Origin of the sequence: Arsukibacterium sp. (genome assembly GCF_018402695.1) — a bacterium.
Lineage (GTDB): Bacteria > Pseudomonadota > Gammaproteobacteria > Enterobacterales > Alteromonadaceae > Alishewanella.
This window is the reverse complement of sequence record NZ_JAGYIM010000017.1, coordinates 41,758-64,119: the sequence shown is the minus strand read 5'-3', so window position 1 is coordinate 64,119 and position 22,362 is coordinate 41,758. Positions and strand designations below refer to the sequence as shown.

At 47.0% G+C, this 22,362-nt stretch carries 22 protein-coding genes and 2 pseudogenes; 19 read left to right on the top strand and 5 right to left on the bottom strand.

What is annotated here, in order from left to right:
* The first annotated feature begins 64 nt into the window (after positions 1-64).
* Positions 65-2,665: a Fe/S-dependent 2-methylisocitrate dehydratase AcnD gene (acnD, locus tag KG631_RS10830; protein WP_213999747.1), complete on the top strand. Its 2,601-nt coding sequence runs from the start codon at positions 65-67 to the stop codon at positions 2,663-2,665.
* Positions 2,666-2,956: 291 nt separating this feature from the next.
* Positions 2,957-4,144 carry a 2-methylaconitate cis-trans isomerase PrpF gene (gene prpF / locus KG631_RS10825; RefSeq protein WP_213999746.1) on the top strand — a complete coding sequence of 396 codons (1,188 nt, stop codon included), beginning with the start codon at positions 2,957-2,959 and terminating at the stop codon, positions 4,142-4,144.
* Positions 4,145-4,186: 42 nt separating this feature from the next.
* Here prpF and KG631_RS18930 read toward each other — a convergent pair whose 3' ends face one another.
* Positions 4,187-4,309 (bottom strand): tyrosine-type recombinase/integrase, encoded by a 123-nt coding sequence (locus tag KG631_RS18930; protein WP_301003758.1) that lies wholly within the window; start codon positions 4,307-4,309, stop codon positions 4,187-4,189.
* Positions 4,310-4,359: 50 nt separating this feature from the next.
* A complete protein-coding gene (locus KG631_RS10820) occupies positions 4,360-5,151 on the bottom strand; it encodes an integron integrase (protein ID WP_301003757.1) in 792 nt (263 codons plus the stop codon).
* Between the two features lie 282 nt (positions 5,152-5,433).
* Between KG631_RS10820 and KG631_RS10815 the strand changes: the two genes are divergently transcribed.
* The gene (locus KG631_RS10815; RefSeq protein ID WP_213999745.1) at positions 5,434-6,135 is read left to right on the top strand and encodes a toll/interleukin-1 receptor domain-containing protein; all 702 of its coding nucleotides are present in this window, start codon (positions 5,434-5,436) and stop codon (positions 6,133-6,135) included.
* 531 nt (positions 6,136-6,666) lie between these two features.
* Positions 6,667-7,026 carry a hypothetical protein gene (locus KG631_RS10810; protein WP_213999744.1) on the top strand — a complete coding sequence of 120 codons (360 nt, stop codon included), beginning with the start codon at positions 6,667-6,669 and terminating at the stop codon, positions 7,024-7,026.
* A gap of 289 nt (positions 7,027-7,315) precedes the next feature.
* Here the strand turns inward: KG631_RS10810 and KG631_RS10805 are convergent, their stop codons facing one another.
* Positions 7,316-8,356 (bottom strand): IS110 family transposase, encoded by a 1,041-nt coding sequence (locus KG631_RS10805; RefSeq protein WP_213377562.1) that lies wholly within the window; start codon positions 8,354-8,356, stop codon positions 7,316-7,318.
* A 166-nt stretch (positions 8,357-8,522) separates the two neighbouring features.
* Here KG631_RS10805 and KG631_RS10800 point away from each other — a divergent pair, with 166 nt between their 5' ends.
* From KG631_RS10800 to KG631_RS10760, 9 genes are all read left to right on the top strand, one after another.
* Positions 8,523-8,816 carry a hypothetical protein gene (locus KG631_RS10800; RefSeq protein WP_213999743.1) on the top strand — a complete coding sequence of 98 codons (294 nt, stop codon included), beginning with the start codon at positions 8,523-8,525 and terminating at the stop codon, positions 8,814-8,816.
* 88 nt (positions 8,817-8,904) lie between these two features.
* Positions 8,905-9,267 carry a hypothetical protein gene (locus tag KG631_RS10795; protein ID WP_213999742.1) on the top strand — a complete coding sequence of 121 codons (363 nt, stop codon included), beginning with the start codon at positions 8,905-8,907 and terminating at the stop codon, positions 9,265-9,267.
* A 167-nt stretch (positions 9,268-9,434) separates the two neighbouring features.
* Positions 9,435-9,725, top strand: coding sequence for a 2OG-Fe(II) oxygenase (locus KG631_RS19235; RefSeq protein WP_365868924.1), 291 nt, complete (start codon positions 9,435-9,437; stop codon positions 9,723-9,725).
* Positions 9,726-9,822: 97 nt separating this feature from the next.
* Entirely contained in the window at positions 9,823-10,203 is a 381-nt protein-coding gene (locus KG631_RS10785; protein ID WP_213999740.1) for a hypothetical protein, read from the top strand.
* 90 nt (positions 10,204-10,293) lie between these two features.
* Entirely contained in the window at positions 10,294-10,740 is a 447-nt protein-coding gene (locus KG631_RS10780; RefSeq protein ID WP_213999739.1) for a hypothetical protein, read from the top strand.
* A 95-nt stretch (positions 10,741-10,835) separates the two neighbouring features.
* Complete coding sequence (locus KG631_RS10775; RefSeq protein ID WP_213377564.1) at positions 10,836-11,102, top strand: hypothetical protein; 267 nt, start codon at positions 10,836-10,838, stop codon at positions 11,100-11,102.
* 114 nt (positions 11,103-11,216) lie between these two features.
* Complete coding sequence (locus tag KG631_RS10770; protein WP_213999738.1) at positions 11,217-11,660, top strand: hypothetical protein; 444 nt, start codon at positions 11,217-11,219, stop codon at positions 11,658-11,660.
* Positions 11,661-11,758: 98 nt separating this feature from the next.
* Positions 11,759-12,385: a hypothetical protein gene (locus KG631_RS10765; protein WP_213999737.1), complete on the top strand. Its 627-nt coding sequence runs from the start codon at positions 11,759-11,761 to the stop codon at positions 12,383-12,385.
* A gap of 97 nt (positions 12,386-12,482) precedes the next feature.
* Positions 12,483-13,016: a hypothetical protein gene (locus tag KG631_RS10760; RefSeq protein ID WP_213999736.1), complete on the top strand. Its 534-nt coding sequence runs from the start codon at positions 12,483-12,485 to the stop codon at positions 13,014-13,016.
* Between the two features lie 291 nt (positions 13,017-13,307).
* Here KG631_RS10760 and KG631_RS10755 read toward each other — a convergent pair whose 3' ends face one another.
* Positions 13,308-14,348, bottom strand: coding sequence for an IS110 family transposase (locus KG631_RS10755; RefSeq protein ID WP_213999735.1), 1,041 nt, complete (start codon positions 14,346-14,348; stop codon positions 13,308-13,310).
* A 190-nt stretch (positions 14,349-14,538) separates the two neighbouring features.
* Here KG631_RS10755 and KG631_RS10750 point away from each other — a divergent pair, with 190 nt between their 5' ends.
* From KG631_RS10750 to KG631_RS10740, 3 genes are all read left to right on the top strand, one after another.
* Entirely contained in the window at positions 14,539-15,033 is a 495-nt protein-coding gene (locus tag KG631_RS10750) for a hypothetical protein (protein WP_213999734.1), read from the top strand.
* A 409-nt stretch (positions 15,034-15,442) separates the two neighbouring features.
* Entirely contained in the window at positions 15,443-15,748 is a 306-nt protein-coding gene (locus KG631_RS10745) for a hypothetical protein (RefSeq protein ID WP_213999733.1), read from the top strand.
* A gap of 831 nt (positions 15,749-16,579) precedes the next feature.
* Complete coding sequence (locus KG631_RS10740; protein WP_213999732.1) at positions 16,580-17,026, top strand: hypothetical protein; 447 nt, start codon at positions 16,580-16,582, stop codon at positions 17,024-17,026.
* Positions 17,027-17,315: 289 nt separating this feature from the next.
* Here the strand turns inward: KG631_RS10740 and KG631_RS10735 are convergent.
* A pseudogene (locus KG631_RS10735) lies at positions 17,316-18,357 on the bottom strand (IS110 family transposase).
* 1,009 nt (positions 18,358-19,366) lie between these two features.
* On the opposite strand from KG631_RS10735, the pseudogene KG631_RS19230 reads away from it, so the two are divergent.
* From KG631_RS19230 to KG631_RS10715, 3 genes and pseudogenes are all read left to right on the top strand, one after another.
* Positions 19,367-19,639, top strand: a pseudogene (locus KG631_RS19230) (hypothetical protein); the annotation flags it as partial.
* A 714-nt stretch (positions 19,640-20,353) separates the two neighbouring features.
* Positions 20,354-20,614 (top strand): hypothetical protein, encoded by a 261-nt coding sequence (locus KG631_RS10720; RefSeq protein ID WP_213999729.1) that lies wholly within the window; start codon positions 20,354-20,356, stop codon positions 20,612-20,614.
* 1,459 nt (positions 20,615-22,073) lie between these two features.
* On the top strand, positions 22,074-22,277 hold the full coding sequence (locus tag KG631_RS10715) for a hypothetical protein (RefSeq protein WP_213999727.1): 204 nt from the start codon (positions 22,074-22,076) through the stop codon (positions 22,275-22,277).
* The last annotated feature ends 85 nt before the right edge of the window (positions 22,278-22,362 follow it).

Here is a 22,362-nt window from a genome sequence, read left to right as displayed (position 1 = left end):
GCAAACCGATTCTTCCACTGTGTAATATCGGGCTTTACTCTCTTCTGCCAGACAGGTAACTACAATGAACAGCGATTATCGTAAAAAACTGCCCGGCACCAACCTGGAGTATTTTGATACTCAGGCCGCCGTCGATGCTATTGAACCCGGCGCTTACGCCAAACTGCCTTATACCTCACGGGTATTTGCCGAAAACCTGGTTCGCCGTTGTGATCCGGCGAGCTTAACAGCTTCTTTAAAGCAGTTTATTTACCGCAAAAATGATCTGGATTTCCCTTGGTATCCGGCCCGGGTCGTCTGCCACGATATTTTAGGCCAGACCGCGTTGGTCGATTTGGCCGGCCTGCGAGATGCCATCGCCGAGCAGGGTGGCGACCCGGCTAAAGTAAACCCGGTAGTGCCAACCCAGTTAATTGTGGATCACTCGTTAGCAGTAGAACACGGTGGTTTTGACAAAGACGCCTTTGAAAAAAACCGGGCCATCGAAGACCGGCGTAATGATGACCGGTTTCATTTTATTAACTGGACCAAAAAAGCCTTTAAGAATGTCGATGTTATCCCACCGGGTAACGGCATTATGCACCAGATTAATTTAGAGCGGATGTCGCCGGTAATTCACTCCCTGGATGGGGTAGCGTTTCCCGACACTTTAGTAGGTACAGACAGCCACACCCCGCATGTTGATGCCCTGGGCGTTATTGCCATTGGTGTCGGCGGTTTAGAAGCGGAAAGTGTGATGCTTGGCCGCGCCAGCTGGATGCGTCTGCCTGATATTATCGGGGTAGAGCTGACCGGTAAGGCCCAGCCTGGCATTATGGCGACCGACATTGTACTGGCGCTGACCGAGTTTTTACGTAAAGAAAAAGTGGTATCGAGCTACTTAGAGTTTTATGGCGAAGGTGCCAGCAGCCTGAGTTTAGGTGACCGGGCAACGATATCTAATATGACCCCGGAATATGGTGCTACCGCGGCCATGTTTTATATTGATCAGCAAACGCTGGATTATTTAACCCTGACCGGCCGTGAAGCCAAACAGGTGCAACTGGTCGAAACCTATGCCAAAACAGCAGGTTTGTGGGCCGACAGTCTGGTAACAGCACAATACCCGCGGGTGTTGAAGTTTGACTTATCCAGTGTTGGCCGCACTATGGCCGGGCCGTCTAATCCGCATGCCCGTTTAGCCACCAGTGATTTAACCGCCCGTGGCATTGCCGGCAACTATGTACTGGAAGAGGGTAAAATGCCTGATGGCGCGGTCATTATTGCTGCCATCACCAGCTGTACCAACACTTCTAACCCGCGCAACGTCATTGCCGCCGGCTTACTGGCCCGTAATGCCAATGCTAAAGGCTTAACCCGTAAGCCGTGGGTAAAAACCTCACTGGCACCCGGCTCCAAAGCGGTTCAGCTGTATCTGGAAGAGGGCAATTTGTTGTCTGAGCTGGAACAGCTGGGCTTTGGCATTGTTGGTTTTGCCTGTACTACCTGCAATGGTATGAGTGGTGCACTGGACCCGGTGATCCAGCAAGAAGTGATCGAGCGTGATTTATATGCCACGGCGGTGTTATCGGGCAACCGGAACTTTGATGGCCGTATTCACCCTTACGCTAAGCAGGCATTTTTAGCCTCGCCAGCCTTAGTCGTGGCCTACGCTATCGCCGGTACTATCCGCTTTGATATTGAAAAAGATATCTTAGGTTATGACGACAAAGGCAATGCCATTACCTTAAAGGATATCTGGCCGGACGATGCTGAAATTGATGCGGTAGTGGCCAAAAGCGTTAAGCCTGAGCAATTCCGCCGGGTGTATGAGCCAATGTTTGCGGTAGATGTTGATTACGGTGAGCAGGTTACGCCACTGTACGACTGGCGGCCACAAAGTACCTATATTCGCCGTCCGCCATACTGGGCAACAGAGGGCGAGGGCGCTATTGCCGGCGAGCGCAGCTTAACCGGCATGCGGCCACTGGCGGTGCTGGGCGATAATATTACGACCGACCATTTATCACCGTCAAACGCCATTATGCTGGACAGCGCTGCCGGTGAGTATTTGCATAAAATGGGCCTGCCGGAAGAGGACTTTAACTCTTATGCCACCCACCGCGGCGATCATTTAACCGCGCAACGGGCCACCTTTGCTAACCCCAAGCTGATTAATGAAATGGCGGTGGTCGATGGCAAGGTAAAGCAGGGCTCGTTAACCCGGCTGGAACCAGAAGGCAAGGTTACCCGCATGTGGGAAGCGATTGAAACCTATATGCAGCGTAAGCAGCCGCTGATTATTGTCGCTGGTGCCGATTATGGTCAGGGTTCATCACGTGACTGGGCCGCCAAAGGGGTGCGCTTAGCCGGAGTGCAGGCGATTGCCGCTGAGGGCTTTGAGCGTATTCACCGTACCAATTTAATTGGTATGGGGGTATTGCCGCTGGAGTTTAAACCCGGCACGACCCGGCAAACGCTGCAGCTGGATGGCACTGAAACCTATGATGTTAAAGGTGAGCGTAAACCACGGGCAACGCTGACGCTGGTTATTCACCGTAAAAATGGCGAGACGCTGGAAGTGCCGATGACCTGCCGGCTGGATACAGCAGAAGAGTTGTCGATTTATGAAGCGGGCGGTGTTCTGCAGCGCTTCGCCCAGGACTTCTTGCAGGGCGCGGTGTAACTGCTGTTGCCAAAAGTAAGCAGTAATTGCTGCGATTACAACGCTCTGAACTGCTTGTCACAGCAACTCGTCCTTATGCCTGCGGCAGGATTCAGACACTCTGTGACAACATTTCAGAGGTTCTAATCTTCGCTGACAGAGTGCATTTTTTCCGAAGGGAGAGTCGATGCCCTGTTTTGTCGCCGTAGAGTGTCTGAGTGAACGCGCACACGTTCACGAGTTGCTGCGGCGAGCAAAATAGGGTTGTCGGCTCGTACTCCACGCAATAAAAAAATTCAATGGGTAACAACTATGACTACACCACAAATTAAAATCCCCGCAACTTACATGCGTGGCGGAACCTCGAAAGGGGTGTTTTTTAAACTGGACGACTTACCAGAGGAGGCTCAAAAGTCAGGCTCTGCCCGTGACAAGTTGTTACTACGGGTTATTGGCAGCCCGGACCCCTATGGTAAGCATACCGATGGTATGGGCGGCGCGACATCCAGTACCAGTAAGGCGGTAATTTTAAGCAAAAGCAGCAAAGCCAACCACGATGTTGACTATATTTTCGGCCAGGTCGCGATAGATAAACCCTTTATCGACTGGAGCGGTAACTGCGGTAACTTAAGTGCTGCGGTAGGTTCATTTGCTATCAGCAATGGCCTGGTAGCGAAAGATCGCATTCCTGAAAACGGGTTTTGCACCGTGCGGATATGGCAGGGCAATATTAATAAAACCATTATTGCCCATGTACCAATCACAAACGGCGACGTGCAGGAAACCGGTGATTTTGAGCTGGATGGTGTAACCTTTCCGGCAGCTGAAGTACAAATAGAGTTTCTCAACCCGGCCGCTGATGCAGGCGAGGGCGGGGGCGCGATGTTCCCTACCGGCAATATCGTTGACGAGCTGGATGTGCCGGGTATTGGCCGCATTAAAGCAACGCTGATTAATGCCGGTATTCCGACCATTTTTGTTAATGCTGCCGATATTGGCTACAGCGGCACCGAGTTGCAAGAGGCAATAAATGGCGATGTTGAGGCCTTACAACGGTTTGAAACCATCCGTGCCCACGGCGCGCTGAAAATGGGCTTAATTAACAACATTGAACAGGCAACCGTACGCCAGCACACACCGAAAGTCGCCTTTGTCGCGCCGCCGCAGGCCTATGTCTCATCCAGCGGCAAACAGGTAGCTGCCAGTGATATTGATCTGCTGGTACGGGCATTGTCTATGGGTAAACTGCATCATGCCATGATGGGTACCGCTGCCGTCGCCATTGGCACCGCCGCTGCGATACCCGGCACGTTAGTTAACCTGGCCGCCGGTGGCACTGAGCGTGAAGCCGTGCGCTTCGGCCACCCGTCAGGTACGTTGAAAGTAGGGGCGGCAGCTGAACAGGTTAATGGTGAATGGACAGTCACCAAAGCCATTATGAGCCGCAGCGCCCGGGTACTAATGGAAGGCTGGGTCCGCATACCAGGTGATAGCTTCTAACCAGAAACTACCAGTTGAACAGGGCGCTACGGCGCCCTTTTTTTATAGCAGTTGTGATAGCGGGCTTCTTACGCCACTGGCGCCTTGTTTAAGTATATGGGTGTAAATTTGGGTGGTGCGTACATCGCTATGGCCCAATTGTTCTTGTACGGTGCGGATGTCCATACCCGCTTCAAGTAGATGTGTGGCAAATGAATGGCGCAAAGTATGGCAGGTTACATTTTCTTAATTTTAGCCTGTCGAGCCGCCAATTTAATGGCTCGCCTGACAGTTGTTTCATCTATATGGTGACGCCGTAGTAGTTTAGATTCTGGATCAACACTTAACTGGCCTGATGGAAATAAATACTGCCAGCCAATTTCACTAGGAGCTGCCGGATATTTTCGGGCAAGAGCAAAAGGCAGCCATACACCGGCATATTGCGGGTTTTGGAAGTCAGCCTGAAAATACTGTTCAATTTGATGAATTTGGATGTGTAAAACAGGAACTAACTCTGCTGCCAGCGTAACCCTTCGGTTTTTATTACCTTTTCCCTGCCACACCATTACTGACAAGTAGTCAAAATCAATATCTTGCACCCGAAGCCGTACTGCTTCCATCAGGCGTAAACCACTGCCATACAATAGTTGGGCTATCAATTTGTATTTGGGATCTATTACTAATAGAAGTTGTTGTATTTCTGCTCTGGTTAATACCACTGGCAACTTTTGAGCTACACGGGCTTTATTAAAATTTAGCTGCAAAGACAACGGTCGCTGAATAATATGTTTATAAAGAAAACTCAACGCATTAAGCGCCGTTGCTTGCGTTTTTACCGCAACATTGCGTTGATTTGATAGAAAAGACAGAAACTGTTCAACTTCCAGATCGCCAAGTGCATTTGGATGCTGTTTTTTGTTGTGCAATATAAAAAACTTGATCCAATACAGGTAGGTGTCAATAGTCCGCCTGGCATAGCGGCGGGTTCTCATAAAGTCGGCGATATATTCCAGAAATGGGGATGCCATAGCGTCACCTTGATAGTGTTTATTTATACAGTAGTCTGCTATGAGTTAAATATCCACCAACTTGCGGGCACAACGCCTACTTTTAGTTAAGTTTATTAACAGTGGTAAACAGAAAGTTGTTGATAACCGGTGTTTTTCGGGTTAGTTTTGGGAAATTAAATTTTTTGTTGAAGGCGACTTGCTGGTGCGACTTGCGGGCATAGTGCCTTCTATTAAATTGTTAGAGCGCATCGTCAGGTTCTGTCGCAACCGGAAGTAATAAGCTGAAAGAGGGAGTAAGAGATGGCTAGATGCACGGCTCCAGTTCGCGGTCATAGTTCAGCGGCAGCAGCAGCTGCATGCCCAGCATGTCGTTATCGTAGTAGAGGTTACGGCGGCTACTCTTCGTCTTACACCTCTTCCGGTAGTGGAGGGAGTAGCTACCGCAGCAGTAGCGGGGGTAGCGGATCAAGTGGTGGTTCAAGACCACGCTGGTCGAGAGCCGGCTCTTCCGTCTCTTACACGCCTGCCCAGATCGTATCGTTAACACCATTCCGCGAAGCAGTTGAAGCACGGGCAGCGCAGCAACCAGATCTTCGGGATGTGTTTCTCTGCCATGCTTGGGACGACCGCCAAGAGTCAGCGAAGGAGCTGCACGACTTGCTCGTGGCGGCTGGAGTCAAAGTCTGGTTCAGCGAGAAGGACCTTGGCTTAGGTGTACCGATGATGCGCGCAATCGATAAGGGCTTGGCGAACTCAAAAATTGGACTTGTTCTTGTAACGCCTGCGCTTCTTGTGAGGCTGCCAAAAGAAGGTGTCGCCGATAAAGAGCTCTCGGCCTTGCTGGCGCGTAATCAGCTTGTCCCAATTGTGCACAAGACGACTTACGACGCACTGCGTAATGTCAGCCCAATGCTGGCCTCGAGGAGCGGCCTAGATACTGCAGAAGACTCTATGGCCGTTGTAGCAAAGAAAATTGCTGAACTCGTTGATCTTCATGCGTAGCTCGAATGCGCTCTAACAATCGGCTGTTGTCGCCCCTGCGGGGCTGGGACGGCCTTTCCGCCGCTGCGCGGCTATAAGTCCGCCCCAAAGCCGGGCGTTATGTGAAAACTATGATCAGATATTTAACGTTTCTAATAGGACTTTGGTGTTCCGTGGTATTCGCCCAGGATATTGAAGTGGAAGTCGACGACTGCGGCCCGTTGGCTAGGGAAGGGCTAGGTGTTGTATTTAGTCTAAAGCCGCACGGTTCTGGCCAATCGTATTTCGCTAAAGGTAGTGCGATGGAGATTTGTCCAAAGCTAGTTACGGCAAAGCGAGTAATTGGCTATGAAGAGCCTTATTGTAAAAACCATAAGCCAGCCCATGCTCAAGAGTGTGAGCACATAAAGGTTTTTATAATTAAGGAGTACGTTTTTGATTAAATCACATAACAAGCAAATTATGTACGCGCGTTTCACGCGCCGGACACCCTCCTGCGTCGGGCGCCGCATATTTGGGCGTTATGTGTGAATGACTATGGATTGGCGCCAAATGGAAGTATTTAACGGTATCGATCTCAATGATTCTTTCGTTTTAGATTGGAATTATGAGAATAACTGCCTGCGCCTTGAGCTGGAGGCCAGTATTTGGCCAGAGTCCAAATATTATGTTGAGCCAAAGCTAAATGAATATACGTGTTACCGAAAAGCAATACTTCAATTTGTTAATACAGTTTCCGTATCTGGTTTAAAGCCCAAATCAGCTGTAATGTCATCAACTGATCCTTACGGTTCAATTGATTATGGCAACATTGATACATTGCAGGTGGTCGATGGTGGATTTGAGCTTACCGGTGATTTCGGCATTATAAAAATATCTGGCGGGGAGCTTCGATTTGAAATTCACACATAACAAACCGTCTATGGACTCCCCCTCTATTGCAAGAACAAAGTGATCAAACTTGGCGGTGAATGACTGCATACGTCTATTCGGCTCGTGAGTTTCATGGTGTTAGCCATGCTCCAGCCCTGATAACTTTCGCGCACAGGTGCCTCATCGCATCAACGGTAATGAATACCGGGATTGTTATCAGGCCCTTCCTGTGCACGGTCGTTGCCGCTTTGTTTTATCCGCTTTGTAGTGCAATTCTTTGGTTGAGAGTTGTCGTTAACTTACTGTTTTACTACATTGTATTGCTACATCATGTTGATAAGCCTTGCGCATCTTGCCGCTGCTGTTTTGCCATAATTGCCCAGAGCATTCTGGCCTGTTTTGCGGCGATAGCGACTGCCACGACATTGTTTGGCCGTCGCTCTTGCAGCTTATAAATCCATTCAAACATCGGTGTCGTTTGTGTGGATTTTTGAGCTCTGCTCGCTGCCAGCATTACTGTTCGGGCGCCTTGCACCAGCAGTGTTCGCAAATAACGGTCGCCACGTTTGGTAATGGCTCCGAGCTGTGTTTTACCACCCGATGAATTCTGTCTTGGTACTAAACCGAGCCAGGCGGCAAATTGCCGGCCGTTTTTAAATACTGACACATCGCCGGCCGTTGCTACTGCTGCACTGGCGGTAACGCTACCGACACCACAGACCTCGAGTAGTGCTTTTGCTGTGCTATCTTGCTTACTCCAGCTTTCAATCCGTTTGTTAAGTGCAGTAATCCGCGTCTCCAAATCAGTCAGCCTATCAGCTAAATCCGCAATGCTTTGGCGAAACAGCAGTGGCAAGGTTTCCGATTCAGCCACCAAGGGTAATGTCTTGGCTAACGCTGCACGGCCCTGATTAATTACGATACCAAATTCGTGCAGGTAGCTGCGGATTTGGTTCATCAGTGAAGTGCGCTCACGCACCCATTGGTCACGCATACGATGCATGACTAATACTGCTTGTTGTGATTCTGATTTAACTGCTACAAAGCGCATATTGGGCCTGGTCAACGCTTCGCAAATGGCTTCGGCATCATTGGCATCGTTTTTACCGCCACGGCGGTAAGGTGCGACATATTGCGGTGTCATCAGCTTTACCGTATGGCCTAGTTTAGTGAGTTCACGCGCCCAATAATGTGCGCCACCACAGGCTTCAATACCAATGAGCATCGGTGGTTTATTGGCATAAAAGCGCAGCATTTCGCCTCTGGCTAACTTCTTTACCATCGATGTTTCACCGGATTTAGCATTAACGCCATGAATTTGAAACACCAGCTTTGCAATATCAACCCCACAACGTATAGACTGTTCCATGCGACTTCCCCTCACTTGTGACTGTTTGTTTTGACGCTCTCAGTTTGGCACATCGATGCCGGATAGTGAGGGGGAGTCCATGTTATTGCGTCATTCGGGGCCTGCGGCACCTGCGACGCTCACAAGTTCGCGCGCATGCGCGGGGCGTTATGTGGGGAGGCAGTAGTTGGAACCAGTAATCGAAACACTAGTACTTAGTGGAACTTGGCTCTACGCTGATGAAATTGAAAAAGAAGTTCATGTAATTAAGAGCAATTTCAAACCAGGTTCAGGCGATTATGAAGACCCACTGGAGATTCAGGATGATCAATATGGTGAGTTTTATGACATACGCACCGGTAAATATCCCGATGGAAGACCAGCTTATGGCGGTACGTACGCCACGCAAAGTGAAGCTATGGAATATGCGGCCAAAGTATGTCCATCGTTAAAATGGATTCTTAATGTTAAAAGCACATAACAAGCGCCTTAAACAACGCGGCCTGCGGCCGCTGGACTCGCAACAAGTTGCTCGCCGTTTAGGCGTGCGTTATGCCTAAGGAAGTCAGTTGAATCGTCGAGAAAGGATTTTCAGAGTCGTCTTAACGTTAATATTCGTTGCAGCAGCGCTGCTTTGCCTGAACCAAAGTATGGCCTCGTTTTGGGTTGCGGGCGGGCCGCCAACCGAATTCCCAAATGCCTGGTATCAAAGTGGCATCATTTGGGGCTGGCGTGGGTTAGCGTTACTGGTTTTCGGTATATTTTTGCAGTTTAAATGGCACAGCTTACGCTCTAGTTGGTTCGCCAAATTAATAACAGCAATTGTAATTTTGGGTATGCTGTATCCCTATGCAAGGGAGCAGCTTTTAATCGATTCGTGTCTTGATGGTGGTGGTGCATGGTCAACACAGCACTTCGATTGCACAAAGTAAGGCATAACAAGGCAAGCCAGCATCGCACCTTCGGTGCTGGACTCGCTAACGCTCGCCGCTGCTTGCAGCGTTATGTGTAATCAGGAATCACGGAGTTGAGTATCAAGAGATTTCTTTCCCGTCTTTTCCGCTGGGAGAAAGGCCGGCAAAACACGGGATACGATAAGATGCTCGTCGGGGCCGGTTTTTGGCCCAATCCTTTTGACGTGTACCTGCTCCGATTCCGAGAGGGTCAGGGTATACCGCCCCATGTCGATCAAGTTAATAGCGGAGAGCATTACCGGTTTAACCTGGTGCTCAAGCAGCCAAAGTCTGGTGGCCACTTTCGGTGCAGCAACCCGATTTTTGAGAGCTCAAGGATCAAACTCTTCCGGTCTGATATTTCTGAGCACTCAGTGACACCAGTCAAGCAAGGGAGTCGTTATGTGCTCAGCATTGGATGGGTTAAAAACACATAACAAGTGCATTAAGTCTGTTCCGGCCCGATGGGCCTCCACCGGACGCCCCTGACGGGTCGCCGCTTATGCAAAGCGTTAGTAATCAAGGCGAAAACCGATGAGCAACTCTATACAATTAGGTTTTATGTCAGTTCTTCTAGCGCTGGTTATGTACTTTGCTGTCCTCAGCTTTCAGAAAGATGATTTAGGCTTGGAGATTTCTACAAGTACAGTATGCCCAGGCATGTGTTGTCTAACTCGTTGCGAGACTCATAAAATTGAAGTGGTTGATGCGCAAAGTGTGCGTTTTCAAAATAGCCTGTTATCACCTGATGAGTTTGCCAAACACTTATTGCTCGCTCACAAAGAATGTGAGATCCAGCGTATTAACGTATTGGCTGCCTCAGATATAAACCATGACATAGTGCTAGATATCAGTAATAGGGTACGGGAAGTTGTTCCAGACATTGTTATCGCTTGGGATAAAATTGATTACTAACAAGGCGCTGTTGTCGCCACTATCGTGGCTGGGACGGCTTACGCTGCGCTCCAGCCGCCCCAAAGCTTTGCGTTAGGCATAAGGACGGGTATGGCTGATAACTTGAAAGCGCCTCAAATTGCAGTAAAAGCATCAGTAACTGAGCCAGATGATTTTTCTAAAGATGCACAGCTTTACCGTCGAAATGTGCTGGTAAGCTTTTCAGTGGCCTTACTACTGGCGCTGTCAGATACTCAGGAACCATCGTTTCTTGGTATCAAAGTATCTTCCTCGGTTATGTGGAGCTGCCTCCTAATCGCTCACATATATCAGTTCATAATGTGGCGGCTAACTTCGCATATAGAAATGGACACTGAGAAAAAATTTTTTAATTTTAAAGGCCTTATAAGGCAGGCACTCTTTAAAGGCACAGGAAAATTTCCAGGCAAAACAAAGGCTCAGGTCATACTACTGCGTGCCTTGCCTATATGGGCGTTTGTTTTCGGTTTTTTCATAATAGTTTTTGGCATATACAAGTCGGTTGTAATTTATGCCTAACAAGCAAATATTATCGCCAGCAAAAAACGCTGGCTGCGACGTCAATCCGCTGCGCGGCTTTCCGCGCTAAATTTGGGCGTTATAGCGACTAGACGATGATCGAATGGCTGAAAAGAAGAAGATTGGCTTCTCTGGTTGAAGAGCTCGCGATCTATAATGACAAGGGAATTGCCTGGAGTGGCCATGATCCTGCTAGAGCTGAAGTCGAGAGGTCGTTGTTGCTTGCCAAAGTGGAGCAGCAAATCGCATCAATAGGCGAGGAAAATGTCTCGCGGAAGCTTCTTGAAGCTATTGCTGACGGAGGCATAAGATTGGACAGCACAGGGAAGTATGTGCCATATGCAAAGCATGGAAAGCTATAACAATCGGCTGCACCGGATAAATTTCCGCTGTCATCTTTTGTGCATAAAGCCGCACAAAAGCCGCCATCAAAAATTTACCCGGTGAGCCGGGCGTTATAACTCAAGGAGAGTTAGTTGAAAGATTCTGTTTTTTTCACAATTCTGGCTGGTGTTTCAGTATTTGTTTTGGGGCAATTTATTTTGAAACTGGTCTTGGAGCCAATAGTTTCTTTTAAGGAAAGCTTGGGTAATTTGTCGGCATTTTGTTTGAGATACAGGGCCAAAATCACCAATGCTAATGCATCGCTAGAGCTTCAGAATGAACTCAAAGTACTAATTTCAACAATTCTATCGAAGAGTCAGTCGATCCCATTTTACTCAGCTTTCGCGAGGGTGCTCGGGTTGCCAAGTGAAACATCTATAATCGAAAGCTGTCGTCTACTAAATGGCATTTCATATGAAATGGTCAAAGAGACATCACAGCATCAAGGAAATCTACAAGGACCTTTTCTAATCCTTACGGATCTGCAAAAAGTCAGTGAGTTGTTAAAGGTTAGGCTTGATTACAGTGAGTTATAACAAACGCAGTCACAAACGGCCACTGCGTGGCCTGGACCTCAACCGCTGCGCGGGTTTCGGCCTGTGCTGCGAGCGTTATACCTACTGGGAGAATACGATTGAACCTTAAAGTTATTGTACCGTTGTTAGTTCTGGTTATCGCCGGTTGTTCTTCTGTGCCGACTGTAAAATTAAAACCTGAAACATTTAATGGTCTTAAAACGGTAAGGCTGGAGTCCAATCCAGATAATAATTTGATGTTGCACTCTGTTAGCACTGTTGATGTGCAGTTTGTTGGGGTTGGTTTTGCAACGTCAGCTGGAGATGGAAAAGGTGTTAAAGAGTTCGCTCTTGAATACATGGAACAGAATAATATCAGTCTCAACGAGTTGGTTCGCAGTCAGTTTAAAAATAAAGTCCAATCGGATAATTTGCCAATAGTTTTCACACAAGACTCACCTAACAAGCTTGTTCTTACACTAAACGTAGTTGTACTCGGTATGAAGCACGGATTTTCTGATGAGTTCAACGCATTATTCAACATTTCTGGCCAGTTATCGAACGGACAAGGTGAAGTCGTTTGGTCTTATAACGCGATACCAATGCCGCCTGCGCCGGGTTACTCAGCAACCTTAGATGAAATGTTTGCCTCACCTGAAGCATTTATAAAGTATCTATCGGCTGCGTCTGAGCCCATGGTGCACAAATTATACAAGCACTTTAAAAGTGGCTTAAAGCAGGTATAACAATCCGCGTCATTCGGGGCCTGCGGCCCCTGCGACGCTCACAAGTTCGCGCGCATGCGCGGGGCGTTAGGCAATACATATGATTCCAGTTGGATACATGGCAAAAAGAGTTGAATTGAAACCTGAATGGCTCAATACCGATCAAGTTAAAGATTTGTATTCTGTCAGCAACTGTACATCAAAGGATTTTGCCGATTACATCGAATTCTGGAAACACAACGGCTATTGGTTATTTGACTCACCAGAAGTAATAAATGATCTGGCCAAAGAGCACGGCATTGATATGTCCGGAACAAGAATGTTCTATTACGAGGTGTATGAATATCAATGCTATGAAGATGAACCGGAATGGGAAGAATTTGAACCAGAGAAGTCATTCGAAACTAATGTGAAGGTGCCAAGGGAAAAGGTGCTTGAAGGGTTTGATGTAGTGTCTCTCTACAATGGAAATGCGCCAGAATGCTCTTATCTTTCATGTAACCACATGGCGCAAGAGCTTAAAGTCAACAAGCATTGTCTTCTGTCCAGCCTTGAGGAAGCCAAAGCTCATTTAGAAAACAAAGCCTTCGATGGCTGTGAACCTGGGCCGTGTCGAATATTTGCTGTTTATTCGGTGCCAGAAAATGCCTAACAAGTGCCTCTATGGACTCCCCCTCTATTGCAAGCACAAAGTGATCAAACGTGGCGGTGAATGACTGCATACGTCTATTCGGCTCTTGAGTTTCATGGTGTCAACCATGCTCCAGCCCTGATAACTTTCGCGCACAGGTGCCTCATCGCTCAAACGGTACTGCTGTACCTAACTTGTTATCAGGCCTTTCCTGTGCACGGTCGTTGCCGCTTTGTTTTATCCGCTTTGTAGTGCAATTCTTTGGTTGAGAGTTGTCGTTAACTTACTATTTTACCGCTATATATTGCTACATCATGTTGCTAAACCTGTTTGCGCTTGCCGTTGCTGTTTTGCCATTATGGCCCACAGCATTCTGGCTTGTTTGGCCGCGATAGCCACTGCAACAACATTATTGGGCCGTCGTTCCTGCAAGGCGTAAATCCAATCAAACATCGGATTGGTTTGGGTGGATTTTTGCGCTCTGCTGGCTGCCAGCATCACGGTTCTGGCGCCCTGAACCAAGAGTGTTCGCAAATAGCGGTCACCGCGTTTGGTAATAGCGCCAAGTATTGTTTTACCACCGGATGAATTTTGCTTGGGCACTAAACCTAGCCAGGCGGCAAATTGCCTGCCGTTTTTAAATACTGACACATCACCCGCAGTGGCAACAGCGGCACTGGCAGTAATACTGCCAACCCCACATAGGGCTAACAACGCTTGAGCCGTGTTGTCCTGCTTACTCCAGCTTTCAATCCGTTTGTTTAACGTATCAATGCGCGTCTCTAAATCGGTCAGCCTATCAGCTAAATCCGCGATGCTTTGGCGAAACAGCAGCGGCAAGGTTTCTGATTCAGCCACCAAGGGTAATGTCTTGGCCAACGCTGCACGGCCCTGATTAATCACAATGCCAAACTCATGCAGGTAGCTGCGGATTTGGTTCATCAGTGAGGTGCGTTCGCGCACCCATTGCTCACGCATGCGGTGCATCACCAGTACCGCTTGTTGTGACTCTGATTTAACAGCGACAAAGCGCATATTCGGCCTGGCTAAGGCTTCGCAAATGGCTTCGGCATCATTGGCATCGTTTTTACCGCCACGCCGGTAAGGCGCAACATACTGCGGTGTCATGAGCTTTACTTCATGACCGAGCTTAGTCAGTTCTCGCGCCCAATAATGTGCGCCACCACAGGCTTCAATACCAATGAGCATCGGTGGTTTATTTGCGAAATAACGCAACATTTCGTGCCGGGCTAACTTTTTGACCATCACTGTTTCACCGGATTTAGCATTAACGCCATGAATTTGAAACACGAGCTTTGCAATATCTATCCCGCACCGTATAGAATGATTCATGCGACTTCCCCTTACCTGTGACTGTTTGTTTTGACGCTCTCAGTGTGGCACATCGATGCCGGATGGTAAGGGGGAGTCCATGTTATTGCTTAATTTCGTTCCGGCCACGAAAAGCGTGGCCTCCACTGGACTGCCTACGCTACGCTGCGGCAGCCAATTAGCAAAGCGTTATACAACTTAAGGAAGACTTGTGAAAATCTGGCGAAATGGAAAAACAGAAAAGATTTCACTCATTAAATCTATTTTTCTGCATATTTGGCTGGTTCCTGCCGTTCCCTTTGGCGCATATGCTTTTGCTTTTTTTTTAGATGCTCGTGGCAATCGTTGGGGAGCGGAAAAGGAATATTTCCTGATCTCTATTTTAAATATCGAACCGACGGTAACAGTATTCTTGCTCTCAGGCGTAGGATGCTTATTGTGGCTACTGACTATTAAAGCTTTAACTATGCCTGTTTTTGTTCTATCCAAAGAAAAATTGACACTTTATAGCTATGGCTTTTTCCCTGATCACTTAGCACTGGCATCTCTAGCCGAAATTAGACCTTATAATCTTGGCCCTATTGGTACTCTTATTGATTTCAAATCAAACGTAGGGACAAACTTCAGAGAGTTTGCTTTTCTTACAAAGATTAAAAAAGATGTTTTACAAGAACTTATTGGGGAGCATGGTGTTAAAGTTGTATAACAAGCGCCATCAAAAACGCGCCCTTTGGGCGCTCGACTCGCAACAAGTTGCTCGCGTTTGTGGCGGGCGTTAAATGTACAGGACTGAAGCATGGAGTTAGTCGGGGTAATCGCTGTTATCGCTATAGCCGTGCTCCTTAATGGCCTGATCGCGAAAGTGGAGGATGACTCCCCTGGTGGATCCAATAACCCGGACGGTAATTGGCCCGAAACCTTTCGCAAGCCAAAAATTCATCAGATAGTGATTTGGGCTCTGGGATTGTCAGTGGCAGCTTGGCTTATATACATGTTTGCGACGAAGTGATGACATTTAACCAGTCGCTTTTGTCGGACAATTTCTCCACCGCTTCGCGGCTACAAAATTGCCGCAAAGCTCTACGTTATGCCGTTTAGCTGGTTAAGGCTCTGATATGACTTATGGTGGCGCAGGAATAATTGCTCTTTTACCAGTCTTGCTGTTATCGATTTTGATCAACACGATTTGGTTTATCAAAGGTAATGGGAGCCGCAGCTGGAAAATACGTGTTCTTTTAATCTATGTCGCGATGATTATTTTCCCATGGTTCGCACCTTTGTTTCTCGGGTGGGAATTTGTTAATAACAGCCTGATTTTTGAAGCTGGTATCATTGTGTCGGTATTACTATTAGTTTTTGGTGGTTTTGCTATACCAGCTATTTCAAATTCTATATTAAGGAAGCAAAGTGAAACGGCATAACAATGCGCATCATTCGCTCCCTTCGGTCGCTGGGACGCCAACCCGCTGCGCGGCTCGCCGCCCATGTGCTATGCGTTAAGTGTCTATGAGAACTGAAACCAAAACTCAGGAATGGTTCTTGCGCGATCCGAGAACAAAAAAATGGATAAGGCAGTGTGGTGCGTGTGGGCAGTATGGGAGAGATCCAGTAACACCAGAAAATATCCCAAAAGTTAATTTTGAGAGTATGTTCCCAGTAATGGAATTAGATGATCGCGGGCTATGTCAGTATTGTTCACCAAGGTTTAAATAATGACCGGCGCAAAAACACTTAACAAGACGCTATTGTCGCCACTATCGTGGCTGGGACGGCTTACGCTGCGCTCCAGCCGCCCCAAAGCTTTGCGTTAAACTTCTTACGGTGTAATTTTGACAAGATTTCTCCTATACATATTTCCCGTTTTGGCTACATTTGGTTTTCTTGGCTATATGTGTACTGTAGGACCGCTGTACGATAGCGCATTCTTTTCGAGTTTTAAGTTTCTTTTTATACTAGGGTTTCCATTTTATATATTGTCAGTGTTTTTCAGTGCTCCTTATAGCTTTATAGGCACATATTTCGTGTATAAGTCTTATGTACTGAAAAAAAGTGGTAACAAAAATTGGCTGCATTTTCGGATCTCTGGTGTCTGGCAGTTAGTCTTAGCATTTAGTTACTTTGGAGCAACGGTAAGTGGTTATACAATTACAGTTTAACAAGCGCAGTCACAAACGGCCATTGCATGGCCTGGACCTCAACCGCTGCGCGGTTTTCGGCCTGTGCTGCGAGCGTTAGGCATTCAAGGAGGAAAGATGCACGCTTCAAGTAACAAGTATTTACTGGCTGCGGCAATATGTTGTTTTGCTGCCGCACTTGCTCATCTTGGCTGTATTGTTTTCGGAGGCGATTGGTATCGATTCTTTGGTGCAGGTGAGCAGATGGCCCAAATGGCAGAGCAAGGGCTTTGGTACCCAACAATCGTTACTTCTGTTATCGTCTTGGTACTTCTGGTTTGGGCGCTTTACGGTCTGTCGGGCGCAGGCGCAATTAAACGTTTACCGCTTACAAAATTGGCGCTAATCCTCATTGCCAGTATATTTTTAATTCGTGGCGTTTCCTTCGTCGGGTTAATGCCGATGTTCCCAGAAAATAGTCTGACGTTTTGGGTAATTAGTTCTGGTATATGTTTGTTTATTGGCGGCCTGTTTGCTCTAGGTTCATGGCAGCAGTGGTTAGTTTTAGGTGTAAAAAATGCCTAACAATACGTCTATGGACTCCCCCTCTATTGCAAGAACAAAGTGATCAAACTTGGCGGTGAATGACTGCATACGTCTATTCGGCTCGTGAGTTTCATGGTGTTAGCCATGCTCCAGCCCTGATAACTTTCGCGCACAGGTGCCTCATCGCATCAACGGTAATGAATACCGGGATTGTTATCAGGCCCTTCCTGTGCACGGTCGTTGCCGCTTTGTTTTATCCGCTTTGTAGTGCAATTCTTTGGTTGAGAGTTGTCGTTAACTTACTGTTTTACTACATTGTATTGCTACATCATGTTGATAAGCCTTGCGCATCTTGCCGCTGCTGTTTTGCCATAATTGCCCAGAGCATTCTGGCCTGTTTTGCGGCGATAGCGACTGCCACGACATTGTTTGGCCGTCGCTCTTGCAGCTTATAAATCCATTCAAACATCGGTGTCGTTTGTGTGGATTTTTGAGCTCTGCTCGCTGCCAGCATTACTGTTCGGGCGCCTTGCACCAGCAGTGTTCGCAAATAACGGTCGCCACGTTTGGTAATGGCTCCGAGCTGTGTTTTACCACCCGATGAATTCTGTCTTGGTACTAAACCGAGCCAGGCGGCAAATTGCCGGCCGTTTTTAAATACTGACACATCGCCGACCGTTGCTACTGCTGCACTGGCGGTAACGCTACCGACACCACAGACCTCGAGTAGTGCTTTTGCTGTGCTATCTTGCTTACTCCAGCTTTCAATCCGTTTGTTAAGTGCAGTAATCCGCGTCTCCAAATCAGTCAGCCTATCAGCTAAATCCGCAATGCTTTGGCGAAACAGCAGTGGCAAGGTTTCCGATTCAGCCACCAAGGGTAATGTCTTGGCTAACGCTGCACGGCCCTGATTAATTACGATACCAAATTCGTGCAGGTAGCTGCGGATTTGGTTCATCAGTGAAGTGCGCTCACGCACCCATTGGTCACGCATACGATGCATGACTAATACTGCTTGTTGTGATTCTGATTTAACTGCTACAAAGCGCATATTGGGCCTGGTCAACGCTTCGCAAATGGCTTCGGCATCATTGGCATCGTTTTTACCGCCACTGGCGGTAAGGTGCGACATATTGCGGTGTCATCAGCTTTACCGTATGGCCTAGTTTAGTGAGTTCACGCGCCCAATAATGTGCGCCACCACAGGCTTCAATACCAATGAGCATCGGTGGTTTATTGGCATAAAAGCGCAGCATTTCGCCTCTGGCTAACTTCTTTACCATCGATGTTTCACCGGATTTAGCATTAACGCCATGAATTTGAAACACCAGCTTTGCAATATCAACCCCACAACGTATAGACTGTTCCATGCGACTTCCCCTCACTTGTGACTGTTTGTTTTGACGCTCTCAGTTTGGCACATCGATGCCGGATAGTGAGGGGGAGTCCATGTTATTGCATCACTCGCTCCCGTTGGGCGCTGGGACGCCAACCGCTGCGCGGCTCGTCGCCCGTGTGCTTTGCGTTATAGCGACTAGACGATGATCGAATGGCTGAAAAGAAGAAGATTGGCTTCTCTGGTTGAAGAGCTCGCGATCTATAATGACAAGGGAATTGCCTGAGTAGGCCATGATCCTGCTAGAGCTGAAGTCGAGAGGTCGTTGTTGCTTGCCAAAGTGGAGCAGCAAATCGCATCAATAGGCGAGGAAAATGTCTCGCGGAAGCTTCTTGAAGCTATTGCTGACGGAGGCATAAGATTGGACAGCACAGGGAAGTATGTGCCATATGCAAAGCATGGAAAGCTGATAACAATGGCTGCACCGGATAAATTTCCGCCGTCATCTTTTGTGCATAAAGCCGCACAAAAGCCGCCATCAAAATTTACCCGGTGAGCCGGGCGTTAGCAGGTGTTCGGGTTTAACTGTTTTGGTCAGTAGTTTTATTCCGGCTTTGCTCGCGTTTAGTTTTCTTAGCGGCGCCACAAAGTCAAAGGTCGCCAGTTTGTGGGTTTGCTGCAAACGGTGGTGGCGGTAGCGTTGTTCTTCTTGGCTTCGCTTAAACTGTTTTACAGGTTCCGGTTGAGCTCTCGCCGTATCGCAGCTGGCCGGTGTAGGTTTTTAATTAAAAGCAGCCGTGCCGTTGTTCGGGTTTGCCAGTGCGGCAAGCCGCGCAAGTCCGGTTTTGGCTGCTAACAAGCAAAAGCCAGCCGACGCGTACCGCGCAGCTGCACTTGAGCGTTAAGTGTCACTATGGAAATCGAAGAAATATCAAAATTGAGATACAGGAAAACGGTGAAATGTTTGTCGTGCTAGCAAGCGGCGGCAAGCCCATGTATCAATACATTTATCGAGAGGCGGCTGAAGTTACTGGGACAATGAAGTAAAAGGTTTCAAAGCTCCTACTCCGAGGAAATGGGGTCACTCCGACTGGTTTAAACAAATTGTCAGTGTTGTAGCTTCCGGATTGGGCGTCACGCTAAGCTGTCAAACGCCACAATCTGGGTTAATGTACCAAAGCACACAAAGGCAGAAATATGCGCCGTGCAAACACTTAACAAGGCCAATCACAACCGTGCAATGCAAAACGCATTGCACTGGACCTCGCTACGCTCGGCCTGTGTTGGCGGCGTTATACGCAATAGGGAAGTTATGAGTAATCTACGGTTTTGGTGTATTGCGGTAGCTGTAACCGTTATTTCATGCATGTTGACGTATTATCACTTCGTTTATACAGGTGCACTAGTAGCAGCTGTTTTTGGATACTTTGGTTCATTAGCAGTCTTACCGCTTATGCTTGTAACTTTGTTAGTAATTTTAGTGCGTTTTAGTTATGCCTGATATTTTTACTACTACCCAAAAGTGGCTGTTTATTTTTTAGTGCCCCTTGGTTTTCATGCTCTTTAGGTTTGGTGTACTTGTATTGGCAGGTGCAATATGGGAGTCACTAATGCAAATTGCGTATAACAAGGCTCCATCAGTTCGCAGCCTTTGGCTGCCGGACTCCTTACGCTCGCCGCTGTGGGCGGCGTTAGTTATCCATGAAGAGTTTTAGTTACATTCTGAATGTTATGTTGATTAGCTTTGTGTGTTCTTTTGTCAGTTGTGATATTTAAATTGAACGATAAAGTGGGTCTGCTTACTGTGTTATTTGAAGATGCTCAAACTGGTGAAGCGCTTCAAGGACAGTTTCAAATTAGCCTTCTTATGGAATTGCAGACACTTCATGCGGAAAAATCCAGTGGAAGCGGCCAAAGCGGTTAATGCCATAGTTTGCAGTTCTACTGAAACAGCTTGATGATTACCTAGCATTATCAACCCGTATCTGAAAATGCTAAAAGTACGATTTTAAAAACTAAGGAAGATGTTCTTGAGCATTGCGGCAACTAACGGTAAATCAGCGGAAAAGCACTCGCTGGCTGCGCCAAAGCGCTCGCTTTTTCCGCTGTTTAAAGCGTTATGTTCTGAGGTGAAAAATGAGACTTACATTAACTTTGTTGGCATTGGCGCTTTTTCGGAAGCACCATTTGCACTTGAGTTACATATTGGAATAACTAAGCAGCAATCTCTTACGCTAAATGGTAAGGACGTCACATTAGATTATCTTCAATGCCAAGGTCGATGCTGCTAAATCGAATAATGAAAAAATCAGTATTGTAATCGGTGGTTATAAACAGGACGAAGCTAAACTCAAAGAAATTTTAGGAGAGCTGGAAGAGTTTGTTGTGCCAAATCAGCCACCAATTTTGATACTGCAAAGTGATGTTAAGCATTAAGAAACATAACAAGGCAAGTCAGCATCGCTGGACTCGCTAATCGCTCGCCGCCGCTTGCGGCGTTATACAACATACAGGGTTTAGCGGTGGGTTACGTTCCTTTTTTATTACTTGTTATGGTAGTACTGCCGCTCATATTAGTGCCAGTGGTTTTGTTTCCTGCACTTTTAGTGCTTAGAGCCCGTAATGGTTAAATCACTACAAATTTATGGCGCAGTTGGTGCGTCCGTCGGCGGTTTGCTTGGGTGTGTTTTTAGCTATTCGTTTTATGCACTCAGTAATGAGTTTAATAATTACTATGTGTTCTTAACTTTGGCGTCGTTACTAATTGGCTTAGTAGTTTCAATCTTTGCATGGCGTTCAGTTCATAGGCGAAAAGTTGTATAACAAGTGCCTTAAACATCGCGGCCTGCGGCCGCTGGACTCGCAACAAGTTGCTCGCCGTTTAGGCGTGCGTTATATGCAAGGAAACTTATGCGTAAATTTCTAGTTCTCATTGCTCTTAATTGTACCTTTTGCAAGTGCTTCTCAAATTAGTGCTTGTGACGAGGGCTATACGGCATTCATTTACGAAAAAATTGAAAAAAGTCAAGACTCTATATCTTATGTGCCTTTTGAACTAGGCAAAGAGTTTGAGGGTATTTGTGAGATTAAACACATCGAAATGATGGATGGGCTAGCCTATCTTTTATACAAAAACACTGAAACCGGTTCTTATTTTTATAGGGCTCTACAATGGTTTGGATGGTAGCAACCAAATGCATGGTCCGTTTATCAGATAACTTGCATATAACAAGTAAAGCCAGCCGACGCGTACCGCGCAGCTGCTTTGAGCGTTAGCCGTACGGAGAGAGAATGGAAGTATTGGCGAATTTAGGACAAGCGATAGCAGTTATTGCAGCCTCGCTGGGCAATTATATCTGGTGTAGACGCTTGGAAACGAGAATATATCGGAAAGAGAAAGCTAGAGTTAGCTGAAGATGCCTTAGCACTGTTTTTTGAAATAAAAGACACAATTGCCCACATAAGCAGTCCCATTCTCAAATACTGAGGAAGGTAAATCCCGACAAAGATCAGACCGTGAAAGTCCAGCAGAAAGTGGATTGCTGGACAGAGGTTATATAGTATTTGAGAGGTACGAGAGTAGAAAAAGCGTATTTATTCAATTCAGTACTTTGAAGTATCGATTTATGGCCACATTTGGTTCAGAAACTGAAAAGATTTTTAGCTGATACAAATAAAACTCTTAATAGCATTTTCATAGCGGCTCGATTGCTTGCTACACATTACTGGCCCAGACAAGGCAGGGTCCATATGACAGAGCAAGAGTTTGAAAAGCATTTAGATGACATGAACAAACACGAAGGGGTTTTCTGGGATATGTTGAATGACGAAGACGAAATTCGCTCTAAGTTAGAAACAATTCAAAATGAATTAGAAAAAATAACGAAGCCTTGCTTTGAGGAAACAATGCGAAGCTACGCTATGTTTACTAAAAGGCTAAATAAAAATGGCTAACAAAGCTCATCACTCGCTCCTTACGGTCGCTGGGACGTCAACCCGCTGCGCGGCTCGCCGCCCGTGTGCTTTGCGTTATGTGTAA

Bases quoted from the DNA above. Each gene is read 5' to 3' on its own strand.
- acnD (WP_213999747.1), top strand. From the start codon at position 65: ATGAACAGCGATTATCGTAAAAAACTGCCCGGCACCAACCTGGAGTAT.
- prpF (WP_213999746.1), top strand. From the start codon at position 2,957: ATGACTACACCACAAATTAAAATCCCCGCAACTTACATGCGTGGCGGA.
- KG631_RS18930 (WP_301003758.1), bottom strand. From the start codon at position 4,309: ATGGACATCCGCACCGTACAAGAACAATTGGGCCATAGCGATGTACGC.
- KG631_RS10820 (WP_301003757.1), bottom strand. From the start codon at position 5,151: ATGGCATCCCCATTTCTGGAATATATCGCCGACTTTATGAGAACCCGC.
- KG631_RS10815 (WP_213999745.1), top strand. From the start codon at position 5,434: ATGGCTAGATGCACGGCTCCAGTTCGCGGTCATAGTTCAGCGGCAGCA.
- KG631_RS10810 (WP_213999744.1), top strand. From the start codon at position 6,667: ATGGAAGTATTTAACGGTATCGATCTCAATGATTCTTTCGTTTTAGAT.
- KG631_RS10805 (WP_213377562.1), bottom strand. From the start codon at position 8,356: ATGGAACAGTCTATACGTTGTGGGGTTGATATTGCAAAGCTGGTGTTT.
- KG631_RS19235 (WP_365868924.1), top strand. From the start codon at position 9,435: ATGCTCGTCGGGGCCGGTTTTTGGCCCAATCCTTTTGACGTGTACCTG.
- KG631_RS10785 (WP_213999740.1), top strand. From the start codon at position 9,823: ATGAGCAACTCTATACAATTAGGTTTTATGTCAGTTCTTCTAGCGCTG.
- KG631_RS10780 (WP_213999739.1), top strand. From the start codon at position 10,294: ATGGCTGATAACTTGAAAGCGCCTCAAATTGCAGTAAAAGCATCAGTA.
- KG631_RS10775 (WP_213377564.1), top strand. From the start codon at position 10,836: ATGATCGAATGGCTGAAAAGAAGAAGATTGGCTTCTCTGGTTGAAGAG.
- KG631_RS10760 (WP_213999736.1), top strand. From the start codon at position 12,483: ATGGCAAAAAGAGTTGAATTGAAACCTGAATGGCTCAATACCGATCAA.
- KG631_RS10755 (WP_213999735.1), bottom strand. From the start codon at position 14,348: ATGAATCATTCTATACGGTGCGGGATAGATATTGCAAAGCTCGTGTTT.
- KG631_RS10745 (WP_213999733.1), top strand. From the start codon at position 15,443: ATGACTTATGGTGGCGCAGGAATAATTGCTCTTTTACCAGTCTTGCTG.
- KG631_RS10740 (WP_213999732.1), top strand. From the start codon at position 16,580: ATGCACGCTTCAAGTAACAAGTATTTACTGGCTGCGGCAATATGTTGT.
- KG631_RS10715 (WP_213999727.1), top strand. From the start codon at position 22,074: ATGACAGAGCAAGAGTTTGAAAAGCATTTAGATGACATGAACAAACAC.